This is a genomic window from Duganella sp. CY15W, assembly GCF_009857555.1.
Classification (GTDB): domain Bacteria; phylum Pseudomonadota; class Gammaproteobacteria; order Burkholderiales; family Burkholderiaceae_D; genus Rugamonas; species Rugamonas sacchari.
In genome coordinates this window covers 502031-520174 of record NZ_WWCQ01000004.1, presented here as the reverse complement: position 1 = coordinate 520174, position 18144 = coordinate 502031, and the positions used below count along the sequence as shown (strand labels likewise).

18 protein-coding genes are annotated in these 18144 nt (G+C 61.1%); 12 read left to right on the top strand and 6 right to left on the bottom strand.

Annotated features, from left to right (window positions below):
* Window positions 1-8: 8 nt before the first annotated feature.
* The 3 genes from GTP58_RS22410 to GTP58_RS22400 are packed head-to-tail and all read left to right on the top strand — an operon-like array spanning window position 9 to window position 3022.
* A complete protein-coding gene (locus GTP58_RS22410) occupies window positions 9-1256 on the top strand; it encodes an AmpG family muropeptide MFS transporter (RefSeq protein WP_161079316.1) in 1248 nt (415 codons plus the stop codon).
* Window positions 1243-2124 (top strand): M48 family metallopeptidase, encoded by an 882-nt coding sequence (locus tag GTP58_RS22405; RefSeq protein ID WP_161079315.1) that lies wholly within the window; start codon window positions 1243-1245, stop codon window positions 2122-2124. The genes GTP58_RS22410 and GTP58_RS22405 overlap by 14 nt, the downstream gene beginning before the upstream one ends.
* 1 nt (window position 2125) lies before the next feature.
* Window positions 2126-3022, top strand: a complete 897-nt coding sequence (locus tag GTP58_RS22400) for a pseudouridine synthase (protein WP_161079314.1) — start codon at window positions 2126-2128, stop codon at window positions 3020-3022.
* Here GTP58_RS22400 and GTP58_RS22395 read toward each other — a convergent pair.
* From GTP58_RS22395 to GTP58_RS22380, 4 genes are all read right to left on the bottom strand, one after another.
* Window positions 3019-5331, bottom strand: a complete 2313-nt coding sequence (locus tag GTP58_RS22395; protein ID WP_161079313.1) for an Ig-like domain-containing protein — start codon at window positions 5329-5331, stop codon at window positions 3019-3021. The two genes, GTP58_RS22400 and GTP58_RS22395, sit on opposite strands and share 4 nt — an antisense overlap.
* A gap of 106 nt (window positions 5332-5437) precedes the next feature.
* Window positions 5438-5851, bottom strand: a complete 414-nt coding sequence (locus GTP58_RS22390) for a hypothetical protein (protein ID WP_161079312.1) — start codon at window positions 5849-5851, stop codon at window positions 5438-5440.
* On the bottom strand, window positions 5848-6537 hold the full coding sequence (locus GTP58_RS22385) for a DUF433 domain-containing protein (RefSeq protein ID WP_161079311.1): 690 nt from the start codon (window positions 6535-6537) through the stop codon (window positions 5848-5850). The genes GTP58_RS22390 and GTP58_RS22385 overlap by 4 nt, the downstream gene beginning before the upstream one ends.
* Before the next feature lie 77 nt (window positions 6538-6614).
* Window positions 6615-7388 (bottom strand): exodeoxyribonuclease III, encoded by a 774-nt coding sequence (locus tag GTP58_RS22380; protein ID WP_161079310.1) that lies wholly within the window; start codon window positions 7386-7388, stop codon window positions 6615-6617.
* 76 nt (window positions 7389-7464) lie between these two features.
* Between GTP58_RS22380 and pyrE the strand changes: the two genes are divergently transcribed.
* The 3 genes from pyrE to GTP58_RS22365 all read left to right on the top strand — a co-directional run bounded on the left by pyrE (window position 7465) and on the right by GTP58_RS22365 (window position 9419).
* Window positions 7465-8130 carry an orotate phosphoribosyltransferase gene (gene pyrE / locus GTP58_RS22375; protein WP_072789144.1) on the top strand — a complete coding sequence of 222 codons (666 nt, stop codon included), beginning with the start codon at window positions 7465-7467 and terminating at the stop codon, window positions 8128-8130.
* 75 nt (window positions 8131-8205) lie between these two features.
* Complete coding sequence (locus tag GTP58_RS22370; protein WP_072789141.1) at window positions 8206-8577, top strand: hypothetical protein; 372 nt, start codon at window positions 8206-8208, stop codon at window positions 8575-8577.
* Window positions 8577-9419: an alpha/beta fold hydrolase gene (locus GTP58_RS22365; RefSeq protein ID WP_161079309.1), complete on the top strand. Its 843-nt coding sequence runs from the start codon at window positions 8577-8579 to the stop codon at window positions 9417-9419. Before GTP58_RS22370 ends, GTP58_RS22365 begins: the two co-directional genes overlap by 1 nt.
* On the opposite strand, the gene GTP58_RS22360 is transcribed toward GTP58_RS22365, so the two are convergent.
* Both GTP58_RS22360 and GTP58_RS22355 read right to left on the bottom strand, forming a co-directional pair.
* On the bottom strand, window positions 9403-10695 hold the full coding sequence (locus tag GTP58_RS22360) for an ATP-binding protein (RefSeq protein ID WP_161079308.1): 1293 nt from the start codon (window positions 10693-10695) through the stop codon (window positions 9403-9405). The genes GTP58_RS22365 and GTP58_RS22360 overlap by 17 nt on opposite strands.
* Complete coding sequence (locus GTP58_RS22355; RefSeq protein ID WP_072789135.1) at window positions 10692-11369, bottom strand: response regulator transcription factor; 678 nt, start codon at window positions 11367-11369, stop codon at window positions 10692-10694. Before GTP58_RS22355 ends, GTP58_RS22360 begins: the two co-directional genes overlap by 4 nt.
* A gap of 193 nt (window positions 11370-11562) precedes the next feature.
* Here GTP58_RS22355 and GTP58_RS22350 point away from each other — a divergent pair, with 193 nt between their 5' ends.
* The 6 genes from GTP58_RS22350 (at window position 11563) to GTP58_RS22325 (ending at window position 18142) form a co-directional block, all read left to right on the top strand.
* Window positions 11563-12138 carry a porin family protein gene (locus tag GTP58_RS22350; protein ID WP_161079307.1) on the top strand — a complete coding sequence of 192 codons (576 nt, stop codon included), beginning with the start codon at window positions 11563-11565 and terminating at the stop codon, window positions 12136-12138.
* 7 nt (window positions 12139-12145) lie between these two features.
* Entirely contained in the window at window positions 12146-12904 is a 759-nt protein-coding gene (locus GTP58_RS22345) for a MipA/OmpV family protein (protein ID WP_161079306.1), read from the top strand.
* A 2-nt stretch (window positions 12905-12906) separates the two neighbouring features.
* On the top strand, window positions 12907-13587 hold the full coding sequence (locus GTP58_RS22340) for a hypothetical protein (protein WP_161079305.1): 681 nt from the start codon (window positions 12907-12909) through the stop codon (window positions 13585-13587).
* A gap of 109 nt (window positions 13588-13696) precedes the next feature.
* The gene (locus GTP58_RS22335; protein WP_161079304.1) at window positions 13697-14242 is read left to right on the top strand and encodes a PEP-CTERM sorting domain-containing protein; all 546 of its coding nucleotides are present in this window, start codon (window positions 13697-13699) and stop codon (window positions 14240-14242) included.
* A 32-nt stretch (window positions 14243-14274) separates the two neighbouring features.
* Complete coding sequence (locus GTP58_RS22330; protein WP_161079303.1) at window positions 14275-16428, top strand: alkaline phosphatase family protein; 2154 nt, start codon at window positions 14275-14277, stop codon at window positions 16426-16428.
* Between the two features lies 1 nt (window position 16429).
* Window positions 16430-18142, top strand: a complete 1713-nt coding sequence (locus GTP58_RS22325) for a cytochrome-c peroxidase (RefSeq protein ID WP_229215693.1) — start codon at window positions 16430-16432, stop codon at window positions 18140-18142.
* Window positions 18143-18144 lie beyond the last annotated feature (2 nt).

Genomic DNA, 18144 nt, shown 5'->3' with positions numbered 1-18144 from the left:
ACCGCTCAATGACCGACAACCGGCCCTGGTATAGCTACATCAACGGACGCACCGTTTCCATCCTGTTCCTGGGCTTTAGCTCCGGGCTGCCGCTCTACACGCTGATCTACCTGATGCAGGCGTGGCTGGCCAAGTCCGGGCTGGACGTGAAGGCGCTGGGCCTGTTTGGCCTGGCGATGTTCCCGTACACGTTCAAGTTCCTGTGGGCGCCGTTGATGGACCGCTACACCATCGGCCCGCTGGGCCGGCGGCGCGGCTGGATGGCGCTGACGCAGCTGGCGCTGTTCTTGTTTATCGGCGGCCTCGGTATGCTGGATCCGAAACTGGAGCTGTCGCTGATTGCCGGCATGGTGTTCCTGATCGCCTTCATGTCGGCCAGCCAGGACGTGGTGATCGATGCTTACCGCCGTGAGATCCTGGCGGAAGAAGAGCAGGGCCTGGGCGCGGCGATCATCGTCAACGCCTACAAGGCCGCGAGCCTGATCCCCAGCGCGCTGGGGCTGGTGATGGCGGACAGCCAGCCGTGGCCGGTGGTGTTCTGGACGGTGGCGGCCTTCATGCTGCCAGGCCTGGTCTGCACGCTGCTGACCAGGGAACCATCGCTGTACGGCGAGCCACCGAAGAATCTGCAAGAGGCGGTGGTGCTGCCGTTCCGCGAATTCATCAAGCGCGATGGCATCCGCCAGGCGCTGTTCATCATCGCCTTTGTGCTGCTGTATAAAATCGGCGATACGATGACCACCGCGCTGTCGACCAAGTTCTTCCTCGATCTCGGCTTTACCACCAAGCAGATCGGCCTGGCCGCCAATGCCACCGGTTGGTGGGCCAGCCTGGCTGGCGGTGCGGTGGGCGGCATCTGGATGATCAAGCTGGGCATCAACCGCGCGCTGTGGGTGTTTGGCGTGCTGCAGGCACTGGCGATCCTGGGCTTTGCCTGGCTGGCGAAAACCGGGCCTGATCCGGTGCTGCTCAGCGCTGTCTTCGGCTTTGAGGCGTTTGCCAGCCTGGGCCTCGGCTCGGCGGCGCTGGTGGCCTTCATGTCGCGCGCCACCGATCCACGCTATACCGCGACCCAGTACGCGCTGTTTTCCAGCCTGGCGGCGGTGCCGCGCACATTCATCAATTCTTCGGTAGGTTATATTGTTGCGGAAACCGGGTGGTTCTGGTTCTTTATCGTGTGCTTCATCCTCGCTTTCCCTGCAATGATGATGCTGCCGAAAATCGCTCCGTGGAATAGTAGACATGAAAAAGTTTAAATTGAAGAGCGTCGCGCTGGCGCTGGTGCTCTGTACCGGCGCCCTGTCGCTGCACGCGCAGAATGATGGTATTCCCGTTGACAAGCTGTCGCGCATGCGCGGCCTGGGCGGCGATGCCACGCAGTTCGATCAGCAATCGAAACTGCAATACAACCAGATGCTGGCCGAAGCGCACAAGAAGGATGCGGTGGCCACCGACACCAATCCGCAGCTGATACGCTTGCGCGCCATCGCCAAGCGCATCATCCCGTTCACCACACGCTGGAATCCGGATGCCGCCAAATGGGACTGGCAGGTCAACCTGCTGAATTCTCCCACCGTGAATGCGTTTTGCATGCCGGGCGGCCGTATCGCCTTCTACAACGGCATCCTGACCAAGCTGAATCTGACCGATGACGAAGTGGCGATGGTGATGGGGCATGAGATCGCTCACGCACTGCGCGAACACGCGCGCGAGCAGGCGGGCAAGAACAACGTTGCTTCGCTGTTCGGCCGTATCGCTGGCGCTGCTGGCGCTGCCTACTTCGGTGTTGATCCGCGTGTTGGCGATGCGTTGGGCAATGGCGCGGCAAAGATGGCGTCGCTGAGCTTCTCGCGCAGCGATGAAAGCGAGGCGGATATGGTGGGCATGGACCTGGCCGCGCGTGCCGGTTTTGACCCACGTGCCGGCATCGCGCTGTGGCAGAAAATGGGCGCGGTGAACAAGAGCCAGCCCTTGCCTTTCCTGTCCACCCACCCGAGCGGCAATCAGCGCATCGAAGACATGAACAAGAATATGAACCTGGTGCTGCCGGTATTCGCGCGCGCCAAAGGGCTGGATGCCAACAACCTGCCGCCATACCGCTCGATCGCCTTGCCCAAGTCCTGATATGTCGCGCCATCCGCTGCCCATGCGCGACGGTGTCGCGCCCAGCTATCTGTATCTGCCGGAAGGAAGCTGGCCGAATCTGCTCAGCTTCCTGATCGAGCGCTTTCCCGATGTGCCGGAAAGCGCGTGGCGCGAGCGCATGGCGCGCAACGATGTGGTGGATGGCGACGGCAATCCCTTGAATCCCGACAGCCGCTTCAAGCGCGGCTTACGCATCTTCTACTACCGCGAGCTGGATGCGCCGGAAACGCCGATCCCGTTCAAGGAGGAGATACTGCATATCGACGATCACCTGGTGGTGGTCGACAAGCCGCACTTCCTGCCGATGATACCCACCGGCCGCTTCCTGCACGAGACCTTGCTGGTGCGGCTGAAAAAAACGCTGGGCGAAGCGGACCTGACGCCGATTCACCGTCTGGACCGCGAGACGGCCGGCGTGGTGATCTTTTCGCGCAACGCGGCAAGCCGCGGCAAGTATCAGTCCATGTTCCAGAAGCGCGTGATCGAGAAGGAGTACGAGGCGCTGGCGCCGCGCCTGCACGGCGTCGATTTTCCGTTCACTTACCGCAGCCGCATGGTGGATGGCGACAAGTTCTTCATCATGAAGCAAGAGCAGGGCGAACCGAATTCCGAAACGCTCATCGACGTCATCGAACATCGCGGCGACTTCACGCTGTATCGCCTGTTCCCGCATACGGGCCGCAAGCACCAGCTGCGCCTGCACCTGGCTTCACTGGGCATTCCGATTGTGAACGACGCGTTTTATCCGGTGGCGCTGCCGTGCAAGCAGGATGACGTCTCGCAGCCCTTGCAGCTGCTGGCGCGGTGCATCAGCTTCGTCGATCCGCTCAGCAGCGAATGGCGCGAGTTCCGCTCGCGCCGCACGCTGCAGGGTTAGGCCGAGGTGAGGCTTGTATCGATGGTGATGTTGGCGCCGATCAGCAGGATCTCGTTGCCGACGGTGTGATACTGCTGGTAGCCGTTCTGCGTGCCGCCGGATGACCATAGGGAACCGTTCAGGTGGATGGTCGAGCCGGTGGCGTCCGCGCTGATGGTCAGCGTGCCGCTGTCACTGAAGGTGCGTACAGCGCTGCCTGTCAGGATGGTCAGGCTGTTGGCCCCCTGGAAGCCGAAGTGGAGTTCTTCGATACCTTGCACATCCAGGTTCGCGCCGCCCATCGTGCCCATGAACTGGGTGTTGGCTGTGAGCTTGTCGCTGCCCAGGCCGCCGCGAATCACTACACCGTCGATGGTGCTGCAATAAATCACGTCATTGCCGGTGCCGGTGGTGACATGGGCGCCGAAACCTGTGCTGACCGTGTTGGCGCCATTGCCGGTGGTGACATAGCTATCGTTGCCGACAATGACCGTTGAATTGTCACCGGTGTTGATGGTGTCGCCGTAACCGCCGCCGCCATTGACCCAGGCGTTGGCGCCGACGGTAATGTTGTCGATGCCGCCGCCCGCGTACAGGGTAATGCCGGTGTACTCCTGATGGTTATACGTTGTCTCGCGCGCGCTCAGGTAATAGGCGGTGGAGGTGACGTTGCCGGCGGTGTCGGAGATGCGTACGCCATATTCCTGCGCCGTCGACAGGTCGGTCGCCAGGCTCCAGCCGGCGTGGGTGGCATCCGTTTGCGTCAGCGTCGCGGCCTGCCAGCTGACGCCGTGGTTCATGGTCACCTGGACCACCTGGTCGGTAATGGCCGAAGCGGTGGTCAGCGTGCCAGTGACACTGGTTTGCGTCTCGATGAAGTGGTTGCCGCTCAGCGTGTCGTTGGGGAAGCCTTGCGTATCGACGGTGATGGCGGCGCTGCTGCTGGTGCTGCCGGTATTGCCCGCGACATCCACAATGCGCGCGGCCAGACCGTGGCTGCCGTCACTGAGGCCGCTCAGGGTGATATCGACCGTGTTGCGCGCAGTTGGGATGTATTGATTGATGGTGAAGTAGTCATCGCCGTAATACAGGTCGGCGGCCTGGATCACATAGCTGCCCACCACGGCCGAGCTGTGGCTGGTGTCGATAATCTCGATGGTGTCGCCGGCATGGAAGCCGTGCAGCCCATCCACGTTCAGCGTGACCTTCTGCGGATTGTTGGTGATGCCATCGCTAGACGATATGCCGGTGTCGCTGCCCGTGGCCAGCGCCAGTGCATGGCCCGCGAGCGCCACCGTGCTGGTGAGCAGCTTGTAATCGACGGAGGTGGTGCTGCTGGTATTGCCGGCAATATCGCTTACGCGTGCAAGGATGGTGTGGCTGCCGGCCGTCAGCGTGACATTCGCTTGCCAGCTGTGGTTGTCCGCCGCGACATTGACCCAGCTGGCGCCACCGTCCAGCGAGATCTGCAATGTCTGGTCGTTCTCTATCTTGCCGCTATACGTGCCGCTGACCGTTTGCGCCGCAGTCTGGGTAATCAGATCGGTGCTGCTGCCACCGGTGTCGCTGGAGAAGGTCATCGTGCTGCTGACGTTGGCCTCGATCGGGTGATGGCTGTACGTGTAGCTGTGGCTGGCCGTACCGCTGTTGCCGCCAGCGCTGTTGCTGACGCGGGCCAGCAGGGTGCCGTTAAAACCGCTGAAGGTGCTGCCCGTCAGGTTGCCGGTATCGATCACGCCGATGTAGTTCCAGGCATGGGTATCGGCATTCGCGGTGGCCTGATGCCAGCTGGCGCCGTTGTCGAGCGAGACCTGGATGAATTCGTTGACGCCCAGCGTACCGGTGTACGTGCCGGTCAGGGTTTGTTCCTGCGCGGAGGTAATGTAATCCGCGCTGCTGGTGCCGGTATCGGTGAAATGGATGCTGGCGCCAATCACCGCCGCTGGCGTCGCCGGTGCGCTGCTGCCACTGGCGGTAAAGCCAAACAACCGGGTCGAGCTGATGCTGGAAGAGGCGTCATTGGTGCTGTTGTCGAGCAGCGCGGCCGACTGCATCGTGACGCTGTAGTGCAGGCCCGCTTTGAGGGCAGCGCTGAGCTGGATGGTGACATCCTGGCCGCTGTAGCTGATTTGCGTGTCGTTGTGGACCAGCGTGCGGGTATCGGTCGCGCCGATGATGCGGCTGGACAGGCCGCCAGCGCCCATATAGGACTGGCTGTTGCCATCGCTGATCACAATATTGCCCGTGCCGGCCTTGATGGCGCGGTCGAAGTGCAGGGTAATGGTAGTGCTACTGGAGGCGGTTACGGACAGCAGGACAGGCGTGGTCATGGCAGTTCAAGGAAATTCTAAGCGAAGTGCCAATGATAACAACGAAACACAGTCCTTTCTAATTAGTAAATTTCATAAACGACAGTTTGTGCGGCTAAACAACGCCTTATAGCGCGACAGTTTGAAACCTGCTCACGGCAGCATGCCGCCACGGTACCCGATATGCCCCATCACTGACCTGTACCGAATGGGTGATGATTTGCGGCCACCATTTAACCAGACGTTCGGCTTGTGCCCAGTAGCGCTGCCGGGACCATTGGCTGTCCAAGATAAAAATGATATGCCCCGCACGGCGAATTGCTGCGCGTTCTGCATTGTGCTGCTTTTTGAATCGATCAATGGAAATGATGCACCAGGGACCATCGTGTTGCAGTTCACCTATCCAGGTCAGATCGGGAGCATTGCGGGCGAACCGTTCGGTCAGATGAATGACTTGTTCGACAGCGGGATCCACGGCCGACAGAGCCTGAATCCCGTGTGCCAGGTGAGGGGACAGGTTGTTGTCGAAGAAATATTTCAAGCCGCGAGTCTTTCTTCAAACTCTACCGCGTCATCGACCATGGAAGGAGAAAGATTGAAGATGCGCGCCACCATTGCGGTGTCGCGCAACTCTGCCAGGTAGGACGCATAAATCGTGTCAGTAGGGATGCCGCTGTCCGTAATGATGGGCGTTCCAAATTGGCGGCCAGGGTCGAGGACGACGGTTTTCTTGTCTTCTAATGGATACCAGCGCGTTGCGCCATCGATGCCATATTCAATGCCCGCATACAGGGAAGGTTTGATGATGTCGGAAAAAACAAACTGTTTTTTCAGTACGTCGATGATCTTTTCTTCGCCCGTGGCTGTCTCTACAGCATCGAGAAATATCCGTTTTCCGTCAGTGAGGAACGCTCGCTGGGTGAGTGGGAAGTCAGTGCCGTATTGTTGGGACGCTGCTTCAATGGTGGCACGGATGACTTTAAGATTGACTCCGTGCTGCAGGAAGGCCAGGACCATGCGCGCTTCCAGCAAATCCCGGAAGCCAATGACTTCCCCGGGAAGCCCTTGGCCTTCATGTTGTGTGGTCCAGAGCGGTAATGATCTGACGTGTTTGCCGTGGTATTTACGCGCGTATCCATACAGCCAGCGGCGTAGCGCGCGCGGCTCTGTGCCAAGCAGCTTGGCGGCTTGGCTGAGTGGATAAATACCAGTCCCGAGAACGCTCATATGTGGCCGCAAGTGGAAAAGGAAGCCCTTGCGGCCAACGTTATCAGATCAGCGGCCGTGGAGCAACGCTGAATCGCTTACAGCGCGCCGTATTCGATGGTCAGCGGCGCGTGGTCGGAGAATTTCTCTTCCTTGTAGACGGCAACGGTGGTGGCCTTGGCGGCGATGCCGGGGGTGGCCACGTGGTAGTCGATGCGCCAGCCGACGTTCTTGGCGTAGGCCTGGCCGCGGTTGCTCCACCAGGTGTATTGCTCTTCGCGCGGATCGAGGCCGCGGTGGACGTCGACAAAGCCCACTTCGTCAAAGATGCGGGTCATCCATTCGCGTTCCTCGGGCAGGAAGCCGGAATTCTTTTTATTGCCTTTCCAGTTCTTGAGGTCGATTTCCTTGTGGGCGATGTTCCAGTCGCCGCAGATGACCACTTCGCGGCCTTCGGCATGCAGCTGCTGCAGATGGGGCAGGAACAGGTCCATGAAGCGGAATTTGGCTTCCTGGCGCTCCGGGCCGGACGAGCCGGACGGGCAGTAGACGGAAATCACGGTCAGATTGCCGAAATCGCAACGCACGTAGCGGCCTTCCGCATCGAACTCCGGCGCGCCAAAGCCGATGACCACGCGGTCCGGTTCAATCTTGCTATACACGCCGGTGCCGGAATAGCCTTTTTTCTCGGCGTAGTGGAAGTGGCCGTGGTAGCCGCCCGGGTTGAGGAATTCCGGCGTCATGTCCGGCGCTTGCGCCTTGAGTTCCTGCACGCAGACGAAGTCGGCATCCTGCTTGGCCATCCAGTTGAAGAAGCCTTTGGACGAGGCGGAACGGATGCCGTTCAGATTGGCGGAGATGATTTTTGGCATAGATGAATCGCTGCGGAAATGTCGGAATGCGCTAGTGTAGCGGTAAAATACGGGCACTTTAAAGAAATGAGGCATCATGAACAATCTTCGTCAGGAATTTATCGCGTTTTCGGTCCAGAGCGGCGTGCTGCGCTTCGGCGAGTTCACCACCAAGGCCGGACGCCAGTCCCCTTACTTCTTCAACGCCGGCCTGTTCCATGACGGCGCCACGCTGGCCCAGGTTGCGCAGTTCTACGCGCAGACGCTGCTCGATTCCGGCGTGCAGTTCGACATGCTGTTTGGCCCGGCCTACAAAGGCATCACGCTGGCCTCGGCCACTGCTGTGGCGCTGGCCGGCAAAGGCCGCAACACCTCGTTTGCCTTCAACCGCAAGGAAGCCAAGGACCACGGCGAAGGTGGCACCATCGTGGGCGCCAAGCTGCAAGGCAAAGTGGTAATTATCGATGACGTGATTTCGGCCGGTACCTCGGTGCGCGAATCGGTGGAAATGATACGCGCTGCCGGCGCCGAGCCATGCGCCGTGCTGATCGCGCTGGACCGCATGGAACGCGGCGGCAAGGATGGCCAGATCTCCGACCTGTCGGCGGTGCAGGAAGTCACCCAGAAGTACGGCATCCCGGTCATCTCGATCGGCAACCTGGACGACCTGTTCGCTTACCTGAACGGCGCTGGCGCGGATCCGCAGCTGAGCCAGTACAAGGACGCAGTGGCCGCCTACCGCAGCCAATACGGCATTGTTTAATTGGCTATATTGCTAGACATTGATATTTCTATGGTGTAACCTTATTTTGGTAGGAGACCAAAATAAGGCACATCCATGAACATCGCAACACTCAAAGTACACGGCGACCCGGAGGGCCTGGCAGACGTCCGCGACGGCCTGCCAACTGAACCGCATGGCGACTGGCAAAAAGGCGACGTCAAGCCGGACGGCCGCGTGCGTATCGATTCCGGTTTTTACGTGGCGATCGGCACGGAGCAGAATCCGGTGGAGCTGCTCAAGCAGATCCGTTTCTACCTTGGTGAATGCAAGGCGCGCGGCATCCACTTTGAGCGTTCCGATGTCGCCGCCGAGCTGCGCATCTCCTTCCCGAGCGACGAAGGCGCGGCAACGCCGACGCTGGATCTGTCGCTGGCCGACATGACTACCCTGGTCGAGATGGGCATTAACCTGAGCATCACCGCCTGATGCGCTTCGCCGAAGACCGCCTCACCACCTTCACCGCAGGGCAGGGTGTGCAGCGCCGTGTCCACGTATGGGAACCTGACGCGCCGCGCGCGGTGATCCTGGCCATCCACGGCGGCATGGCCCATGGCGGCGACTATGTCACGCCGGCCCTGTATTTCCGTCAGCATGGCATCGCCACCGTGGCCTATGACTTGTGCGGCCATCAGGATGCACGGCGCGTGGATATCCCCGGCTTCCACATCTTCCTCGATGACAGTGCGCTGTTCCTGCAATGGGTGAAGCAGCAGTACCCTGGCTTGCCGGTGTTTGTGATGGGCCACTCGATGGGGGCGCTGATCGCTACCCACCTGGGCCTCGGCCATTTCGCCGGAGACGCCGCCGTTAAAGGCTTTATCCTGTCTTCGCCGTATTACGTGAACGCGATCAAGGTATCGCCGGTGCTGCTGGCGCTGTCCGGTGTGCTCGGTGCGCTGGCGCCGCGCATGAAGGTGCCGCTGGCATCGCTGACGCACCAGCTCACGCACGACACCAGCATCACCGCACGCCACTACGACGATGAACGCGACAACATCCGCGCCAGCGAAATCACGGTCCGCTTTGGCAATGCGCTGACGGCGGCCCAGCAGGGGCTGGCGGCGCGCATGCCAGGCTGGACACAGCCGCTGTTCGCGGTGGTGGCCGGCGACGACAAGCTGGCCGATGCCGACGCCGGGGAGGCGATCCTGAAGGCCGTGCCGGCGCATCTGCTGAGCTATCACCGTTATCCGCAGAACTTCCACGAGAACTTCAACGAACTCAATCGCGAGCAGATCTTTGCTGACATCCTCAAATGGATGCAGTAAAACGGGCGCCGCCCAGCGGTGACTCGTCGATGGTGATAGCGCCGCCATGCAGTTGGATGGCGCGCGCGGCGATTGCCAGTCCTAAGCCATAACCTCCCGCCGCGTGGTCGGCGTCACGCGACAGCCGGTAGAACGGTTCAAAAACCTGGGCGCGCGCTTGTGGCGGAATGCCTGGGCCATCATCTTCAATTACGATGCGCAGCTGTTCGCCGCGCGTTGCCGTCAGCGTGATGCGCGACTGCGCGTACTTGGCCGCATTCCCCAGCAGGTTGTTGATGGCGCGTGCCAGCAGGCGCGCATCGCCGTGCAGTTCGCCCAGATCGTCCGCGATGCTGGCGCTGAAATGCTGGGTGCCCGGCGGCGGCATGCAGGCGCGCAGCAGCGGCGCGACGGCAAACGATTGCTGCTGCATGGCTTGCGCGTGATCCAGCTGATTCAGGCTCAGTAACTCGTTGACCAGCGCTTTCAGTTCGCCGACATCGGTTTCCATGGCCTCCAGGCGGCGCAGCAGCGCCTCATCGTCGCCGGCATGACGCTCGCGCAGCAGCTCCATGCCGAATTCCAGCCGCGCGATCGGCGTGCGCAGCTCGTGCGATACCGAGTGCAGCAGATGGCGGCGCGCCTCCAGCAGTGCGGCGATGCGTTCCGCCATGTCGTTGATGTGGCCTGCCAGCGGCGCAATGCTGGCGCTGCGTTCGACGGTGGCGCGTGCAGTCAGATTGCCACGGCCGAAGGCATCCGCCATCTGCGACAGCGACTGTAAACCGCGCCAGTGACGGCGCGACCACCAGCCGATGGGCACCAGCAGGAACAGCGCAATCAGGCCGAAACGTATCGCCTCCATGTTCAATGCCTCGCCGATGTCGATGGGCAGGTGCTGGGCGTGGATCACGTCGTCGTCGCTGCCGATGTAGCGCACGCCCCTGGTGTCGACGCGGCGGTAGTAGGCCTTGTCTGTCACGTCCATCACCACCTCGCCACGCAGCAGCGCGGCGTGCTGGCGTGCGGGCAGGGCGGCCAGTGCGGTTGCCAGCGGTTGCAGTTCCAGTGTGACTTCGGAGACTTCGCGCACCCTGTTCAGGCGCGGCAGCCATTCATCGGCAGGCGCCTGGTCGATGTACTGCTCCAGCAGGAAGATCTGGCCGGCCGCCTGGCGGCGCGCGATCTGTTCCAGCGGGTCGCCAAACAACAGGCGGAAGGTGAGGTAGATCACGGCGCTGGCCAGCGTCATCGCCAGCAGCACCAGGAGTACGAAGCGCCGGAAGAGGCGATTCATTCCCAGGCCGAAGGGCTGAACAGGTATCCCTCGCCCCAGACGGTCTTGATGCGGTCCGTGCCGCTGTCGCCGAATTTGCGGCGCAGGCGCGAAACGCAGTTGTCGATGCTGCGGTCCAGGCCATCAAACTCGATGCCGCGCATCTTGACCAGAATGTCGTTGCGCGACATGACCTTGCCCGACGCATCGGCCAGTATCAGGAACAGCTTGAACTCGGCGCTGTTCATCGGCACTTCCTGCGCGCGCCAGTGTACGGTGCGGTTCTCGCGCGAGATGCGCAGCTGGCCAAACACGATGTCGCTGCCGGCGATGCTGGCGCCACGCCGTTGCAGTGCGCGCAGGCGCGCCAGCAGCACGCGCGGCTGGACCGGTTTGTTGACGTAGTCGTCGGCGCCCTGTTCGAGGCCGGAGACTTCGTCGAAGCTGTCTTCGCGTGCGGTGAGGATCAGGATGGGAACGGCGCTGAGCTGGCGCAGCTGGCGGCACACCACCAGGCCATCAATGCCAGGCAGCGTCAGGTCGAGGATGACGAGGTCGGGCTGCGTATCGCGGAAGCGGTCGAGTGCAAGGTCGCCACGGCCGACCACATCGACCTGGTAGTCGTAGCCGTCGAGGTATTCCTTTACCAGCGCGGCCAGCCGCGCATCGTCTTCCACCAGCATTACACGCTGCATCGCATCTCCTGTTTGGAGCACCATTGTAGTAGAGCGCGCGGCCAAATTGGCATTTTCGACAATCAGGTACAACTGTGTACACTTTTTATACAAATGCACCCTACAAATTGAGGACAATTCTGCGACAGATCGCGGCGGATTCCGTCTGGATGTCTCCCTACCATGGAGACTCTTACTTCACACGGAATCTGACATGAACAAATTTTTGTGCACCACCCTGATCGTTCTCGCGGCAAGTTCGGCGGCGCATGCCGAGGATCTGTACCTCGGCGCCAACGTCAGTCCAGGCAAGGGCAAGCTCAAGTTAACCGATGGCACTGGCCAGGCTGATCGCGACGCCAACAAGAACTCGGTGTATGCGGGCGTGTTTGCCGGCTACGTGCTGTCGCCGTCGTGGGCGCTGGAGGCCGGATACCGTGGCCTGGGTAATGAGTACACGTTTGATTTTCCGGACAGTTATCGCCTCAAGCTCAAGCCCAGCGTGGCCTATCTGGCCGCGCGGAACACGTGGCAGCTGAGCGATGACTGGTCGCTGTACGGTAAGGTGGGCGTTGCGCAAGGACGCATGAAGGTGGATCTGTCGGACAAGAGCGGATCAGGCAGTAGCTCGGTGCATAAGACAGGCCTGTATCTGGGGCTCGGCGTGGCCTATATGGTCACCAGGGATGTGGCGCTGCAGCTGGAACTGGAACATACGGATAAACTCAAACAGCCAGGCCTGAGCGTGTCGATGGATAAGTTTTCATTGGGCGTGAAGGTCGGTTTTTAAGGAAGACATGAACAAGCTATTCCCATTGATGCTCTTGCCGCTGTGCGGCCTGGTGTGCGCAGAAGACAGTATGTCGATGATGCCGGACGGTAGCCGGGACATGTATGTGGGGATAGCAGTCGTGACAGGCAACGCAGCAGCAGCCGGGGAGAAACGCCCGGTGCTACTGCGCCCGCTGCTGCAGGCGGAATGGAGTAATGGCATCTTCGTATCGTCTGGCGGCATCGCCGGATGGCATCTGTCGCAAACGGCTGGCGTGGAATATGGCCCGCTGCTGGCATCCACCAACTCACGCGAACCGCGCGACGACCGGCGTCTGCGCGGTTCGCATGCCATTCGCGGTTCGCTGGATGCGGGCGGCTTCTTCAACTACTACCTGGGCGAGGATGCGCGGCTGCGCGCCAGCATCCTGTACGACACCAGTGCGCACGGCTTCCGTGGCGATGTAGGTGTGCAGCGGAGCTGGACCGGATTGGCGCCGCATCACACACTGTCGCTGTCTGCGGGTGTGTCGCTGGCCAGCGACCCGGTCATGCGCGAGCGCTATGAAGTGCGCCGCGATGCTGGCGGTGTGCGGGATTACACGCCGTCCGGCGGCATGGCTTCGGTCAATGCAGGCGCCAACTGGAATTGGTCTTTGAACAGCCGGTGGCTGCTGAGCAGTGCCGTGACGGTGACGCGCCTGGGCAGCGAGCCTGCCGCCAGCCCGATTGTCGAACGCCGCACGTTCACCGTGTTGTCCACTGGCCTGGCGTACCGGTTTTGACCATGCGTGCGTTGATCCTGCTCCTCCTCTGCCTGTTGCCGGCGTTCGCCTGCGCGCAGGAGGACAGCGACTGGATCGCCTACCGCGATGCCTACCGCCAGATGATCTGGTTTGAAAAATACGGTAAGCCCAAGCAGTTCCTGCAGAATCACTACCGCCTGCGGCCGCGTGACAAAAACGTCTCGATGGATGGCGTGCGGCTGACGTTGAACAGCAAAGCCACGCAGGTATCGCTGGCGCTGGATGCGCTGGGCCGTGCGGTGTTCCCGTTTTCCAAAGCGGCGTATGACGACAACGCGGAACTGGTGGTCAACCGCAAGGCGAGCCAGTTCAAGGCCGGGCCGTGGGTGTCTATCGTCACGCGGCCGGATGGCGTCTACACGGCGGCGGACTTGCGTACCGCGTGCGAGCAGCAGCTGGCGTATTTGCGCTACTCGGGCGTCAATGCCGGCAAAGGCTGCGTGGGTGTGCAATTCACTTATGGGCGCAGTGACACGGCGCAGGTGCAGTTCCATGCGTCTGGCGCTGCGCCGGTCACGCTGGCCGTCAAGGACGGGCCGGCGTTTGCGGACGATGTGGTGCAGAACCTGCGCGTGGTGGTCTACCGCTTTGCCTCCTTGCCGGAGGCCGGGCAGCTTGTTACGGGCAGCACACCGCTGGCCATTGCCGGGCTGTTTGAATAGCCGTTGATACAATACGAAACAAAACGGACGCCAGTTATTAATTTGTTGTCATGCGTACGTAACAAAAGAATCACATCATTCCGGCTCCCATCATCTCAGGTAGCCATCAATGAAAAAAATTATTAGCGCAGCCCTCCTGTTGGCGGCGTTTGCATCCGCACACGCTGAAACGTTTAACTTCTCCTACACCTTCGCCGACGGTCCGGCCGTTACCGGCTCCCTGACCGGCCATCTGGTTGGTGACCTGGTGGAAGGCGTCTCCAATGTCCACATCAATTTCAACGGCACGGATTTCGCAGGCGCCCTGAGTGGCGCTTCGTGGAGCGCGGTCACGCATGACTGGAGTAGCGCCGCAGGCGCGGTGGTGTCGACCAACGCCGCCAAAAACAACTTCATCTTCGCCGATGCCGACCCGCAGCACAATGCGGCGGATGTCAGCGCCCAATTCTTCTTCGTCAATAGCAGCGACGCCCTGATTGGCAATCAAGCCTATGCGGTGAACTGGAACAACGGCGACATCGCTTTCGATCAGCCGACCCACAATGCGACCTGGTCGCTGGTTGCCGCGCCGGTGCCTGAACCAGCCAGCGCCGCCATGCTGCTCGCCGGCCTGGGCCTGGTGGGCACGTTTGCGCGTCGCCGTCGCCAGGCTTGATCTGGTCCCATCACTGACGAAACGGAATCTCCATGTTGAAAATCTCCCTGATCTCGGGCGCCGTTGCGGGCGCCGTATTGTCGCTGGCTGTGCCGGCATTTGCTGCCGCCACGCCGGTCGCCATTCGTGGCGTAGTATCCGGTACTGAATTTACGCCGCCGGTCATCGCCAACTCGCCAGGCGCCAGTGCTGCTTCGCGCGTCGCAGCGTCGCTGTACCAGTCGGCCAAGGTATGCCTTGACGCCAACGACAACGGTGTGTGCGATGCTGGTGAAACCAGTGTGCTGACCAAAGCCGATGGCAGCTTCCTGCTGGCCGCGCGCTCCACCGGTCCGCTGCTCGCCGAAATTTCCACCACGTCGCTGAACAACGGCAAGGCTGTCACGCAGCGCATGGTGTTGCGCGCGCCAGCCGACCAGGTATCGGCTGCGCTGATTAATCCACTGGTGCCGGCCCGTGTCGCCATCTCGCCACTGACCACGGAAGTCGCCCGCATCATGGACGATGACCGCATCAGCTTCGAGTCGGCAAAAAACCATCTGGCCACGCGCCTGAATGTCAGCGCCGATACGATCTTGAGCGACACCACCGGTGCCAGCGCCGAGGTACTGAAAGAGTCTGTGCTGCTGAGCAGCCGCTTCTCGTTCGCTGCCAAAATGGTGGACCGCCATGATGTATCGCCGGCTGCACTGGCGGTTGATCCCAACGCCACCGGCCCGGCGATCACGATGAAGGAAGCGCAGTTGACGGCAATGAACCTGGAAGGTATTCCACGTTACGACCACGTGTTCCTGATCGTGTTGGAGAACAAGGCCACGTCGTCGATCAAAGGTTCGAAGTACGCACCGCGCATCAATGCCTACCTGAACGCGGGCAACCAGTTCACCAGCTACTACTCGACCGGCAATCCATCCGAGCCTAACCGCCTGGCGATCGCTTCCGCCGACGACTTTGGCATTACCGACGACAGCGCGTTCAACTGCTACCCAAGCGGCACCACCGCCGCCAATGCGATTGAGGATTTGCCGCTGCCGCCAGGCGTGAACGCATGCAGCAACACCACCAACCACAATATCAAGGGCAAGCAGAATCTGTTCACCGCACTGACCAGCAAGGGCATGAGCTGGCGCGTGTACAGCGAGTCCAAGAACCCTGGCGCCGACTGGCGCAAGGACGGCACGGCGGACAACACCATCGTCGCGCCGGACTATCTGTACACGGCCGACGAGCCAGTGGGCGCGATCGGCACGCCAGGCCTGCAAGTGCGTCTGGCCAGCGCGCTGTACGCCGCCAAGCACAATGGCAGCGTGTTCTTCCAGAATGTTCGTAGCTCGCCGGAGTTTTTGGCGAATAACCGCACCATGGGCGGCGGCCAGTGGGACGAGGCCTTGAAAGCCATTGCGCCGGCCGGCTGGAACGCAGACCAGTTCGGCGACGACCTGGCCAGCGGCGATGTGGGCCAGCTGAATATCCTGGAACCTGACCAGTGCGACGACATGCATGGCGTGACGCTGGTGGGTACTATGCCGGGCAGCAGCGCGACCAAGGCCGCCAGCGATTGCTCGGGCAATGCGCTGATCTACCGTGGCGACAAGTACACGGATTATCTGATCAAGAAAATCCAGGCATCGCCGCTGTGGAACAATCCACACAAGCGTGTCGCCATCGTGATGATGTTTGACGAAGGCACGGCGACCAGCGGCTTCAATTCCTGCTGCGGCTGGAACACCAACGGCAGTCCGCTGGCGCTGGGGCCACTGGTGAAGAATGCCGATGGCACGGTGTCCAATGAAGTCATCACCAACTACAAGCAGGGCAACAAGGGCCATGGCACCTCGACCTTCGGGGTGTTGAACAACCAGTCTGCTGCACCTAAAGGCGTGGTGGACAGCGATGCCTACAGCCATATCTCGCTGGTACGCACGCTGCAGGACATGTTCCAGCTGGCCGATCCCTCCGATGACTGGTCGTATATGAACCGCTCGAAGTATTCGCAGAAATTCATCGCTGCGAACATCCTGAATCTGCCGGAATACGCCGGCAGCGCCGATGCACACTTCGACGCGGTGCGTCCGATGAATCACACTTACGTGATCCCGGCGGGCTATGTGCAAAAGAACGGCTACCCAACCATCAAGCAGGTCGGTCCGGATGCCGACCAGCGTAACGGATGGGCGCTCAAGTAAGATGAAATCAGCACTGATGATGGTGCTGATTGCGGCGACGGCGCAAGCCGTTGCCGTCCCGGTGGCGGCGCCATTGAGCGCCGCCGCTGAAATCGGCAAGCAGATGTTTTTCGATAAAAGCCTGTCCGGGTCCGGCAAGCTGGCGTGCGCCACCTGTCACGACCCTGCGTTTGCGCATGCGCCACCGAATAATCTGGCGGTGCAGCTGGGTGGTCCGAAGATGCGTACCGCAGGCGTGCGCGCCGTGCCATCGCTGCGCTATCAGGAATACACGCCGCCTTATGCGGACATGCTGGACAACCCGGACGGCATCAGCACGCCGGGGCCAGGCGGCGGCCACACGCAGGATGGCCGCGCCGCCACGCTGGCGGACCAGGCGCGTATCCCGCTGCTGGCAAAACACGAAATGGCCAACAAGAGCGTGGCCGATGTGGTCCGCAAGATCAAGGCGTCGGCTTACGCTGACCAGTTCCGCAATACCTTTGGTGTGGAAGTCTTCGCCAACAACAAGCAAGCGTTCCAGCATGCGCTGGACACGCTGCAGGCATATCAGCTGGAAGACAATAGCTTCCACCCATACAGCAGCAAATACGATCTCTACTCTAGCAACAAGATAGGCGGCGATCTGACTGCCGCCGAAATGCGCGGCTTTGCCGTCTACAGCGATCCAGACAAGGGCAACTGCTTCGCATGCCACTACAACGGTGCGGGGATGAACGGCAGCGTCAAGCTGTTCACCGACTTTACCTATGCGGCGATTGGCGTCCCGCGCAACAAGGATATTCCGGCCAACCGCAATGCCGGTTACAACGATCTGGGTATCTGCGACCGTCCTGACCATCCGCGTCCGGCCAGCGCACAGTACTGTGGCATGTTCAAGACGCCGACCCTGCGCAACGTCGCCACGCGTTCGGCCTTCTTCCACAACGGATCGATCAAATCGCTGAGCGAGGTTATCCGCTTCTACAACACGCGCGATACGGAGCCGGAACGCTGGTACCCGAAGGTCAAGGGCGTGGTCCAGAAATTCAACGACCTGCCGGTGCGCTATCGCGATAATCTCGACAAGCAGATGCCGCTCGACGGCCGTCCGCGCGGCAGTACGCCGCCGATGACGGAGCAGGAGATGGCGGACCTGGAAGCCTTCCTCAAGACGCTGACGGACGCGGACCTGGCGCAGCAGCCTAGCGCCGCAATGGCGGCAGGACTGGATCATTATCTGTCGCAGCATGGTGATGTCTGTGTCGGCAAATTCGACTGGCCGATCGACGTTGCAGCGGGCGATGCGGAAGCGGGCAGCCGTGATGCGATACAGCTGCCGGTGCTGGCGAAACTGGGACTGGTGCACGTGGAAAGCGGCATGACCAGGCGCGGTGACGCGCAAGTGCCGGTCGAACGCTATGCGCTGACGGCGGCGGGCAGAAAGTTCTATCTCAAGCGCGCGACGACGACCATCTCGCCTAGTGGTGAAAAGATCGCGCGTAGCGGTGATTTTTGCGTCGGTAAGCTCAGTGTGGCCAAGTTGGCGTCGTGGGATGAAGCCAGCGGCACCGCAAGCTATACCTACAAGTTTGCCGCCGCGCCGTGGATGAAAGAAGCTTCGGCGCAGCAGGTCTTCCCGATGATCGCCTACATCATGAAAGGCGAAGGACAGCTGCAAATGAAACAGCGCCTGCGCCTTGATAATGGCCGCTGGGTAGGCGTGAAGGATTAAGC